The 1295-nt window shown below is 35.5% G+C and carries 2 protein-coding genes; both read left to right on the top strand.

Going from position 1 to position 1295, the window contains the following annotated elements:
• Window positions 1–102 precede the first annotated feature (102 nt).
• Window positions 103–513, top strand: a complete 411-nt coding sequence (locus ESZ39_RS17480; RefSeq protein ID WP_191321840.1) for a super-infection exclusion protein B — start codon at window positions 103–105, stop codon at window positions 511–513.
• A gap of 117 nt (window positions 514–630) precedes the next feature.
• On the top strand, window positions 631–1083 hold the full coding sequence (locus tag ESZ39_RS17475) for a DUF2306 domain-containing protein (protein ID WP_146881190.1): 453 nt from the start codon (window positions 631–633) through the stop codon (window positions 1081–1083).
• The last annotated feature ends 212 nt before the right edge of the window (window positions 1084–1295 follow it).

Below are 1295 nucleotides of genomic sequence, written 5' to 3'. Positions count from 1 at the left end.
AGGTAACAACTTGCTTAAAATAGCTTCTTTTCTTTCTGTTGAATAACTAGACATTTATTGTTCGATTACCACTCCCCGATCTAAAAAAATTTAATTTTAGGGGTGACAACTATTCTGACACGGGGGGACTTAGGCCTTGTAAAGGCCAAGGAAAGTTTACAACTTTGGATTGGTCTAGTTTGGTTAGTATCGATCTCTATTCTTTTAGCCGAAATAATTTATCCTGCTTGTAAGTGGGTTTCACAAAAAATCAAAACTAGCATGAATCTTAAACGTTACCAAAAGCGCCTGCACGAACTTACAATAGATGAAAAAGAATTGTTGTCAGAATACATTGATAGAAATACAAGAACAACATCGATTAAGTACTCTAATGGAGTAGCAAAAGAACTTGAATCTGCAATGGTAATTCGTAGAGCTTCAAATATGGCGCATCATTACGATGTTTTTCCTTATAATATTCAGCCTTGGGCTTGGGAGTACTTAACTAAGAACCCTGAGCTATTGAAATAAATGCCTAACAAGGCAATTAAACGGAACTAAAACAGTGGGTTACGTTTCGCTTCGCTACACATTTTAACCCACAATTTTAGTCCGCTTATTGCGGCGTTATATACCTAAGGATAGGATATGGATTTCATCTCAATAACTCACGTTACTCTTGCTGTTACTGCCACTCTAAGTGGAGCTATAGTTTTAGCTCGCAGGAAAGGTGACGTACTTCACACTAGGTTAGGAAAATTATTTATTGCATGTATGGTGTTAGTAAATATTACTGCATTTGCTCTATGGCCTAAATATGGGTTTACTTTTTTTCAACCTTTAGCATTATGGAATTTAGTTTGGGTGCTTTTGGGCTATTATTATGCGATCAAAAAACCAAACAAAAATTGGTTGATTAATCATTACTATTTCATGTCATATGCTTATGTTGGTGTGCTTGCTGCGGCACTTGCAAGAATTCCATTAAGCTTTGGCTTTCTACCAAATGAGGCAGCGTTCATTTCTATAGCTGTTGTTTTTGGTGTTTCAACTTATATAATAGAAAAGCAAGGTAAAAGGTTAAGAGTAACCGGTATATAACAAGCTGTTAAACAAGGACAAAAAACAGTTGGTTTTGCTCCTTCGTCGCTATTTTAACCAACTATTTTTTGCCTGTTAACAGGGCGTTATAAGTACATAAACAGGGAAGTGCAAATGTCGGAAAATGAGATCAAATTAATAGTTAAAAAGTATAAACGCAAAGCAAGCATTACCTTGGTGCTATTGTGGTTATTTGCTGTTTTAATTCATTG

The organism is Colwellia sp. C1TZA3 (assembly GCF_007954265.1).
GTDB lineage: Bacteria > Pseudomonadota > Gammaproteobacteria > Enterobacterales > Alteromonadaceae > Cognaticolwellia.
The sequence above is the reverse complement of the archived record's forward strand: the minus strand, read 5'-3'. Positions and strand labels throughout refer to the sequence as shown.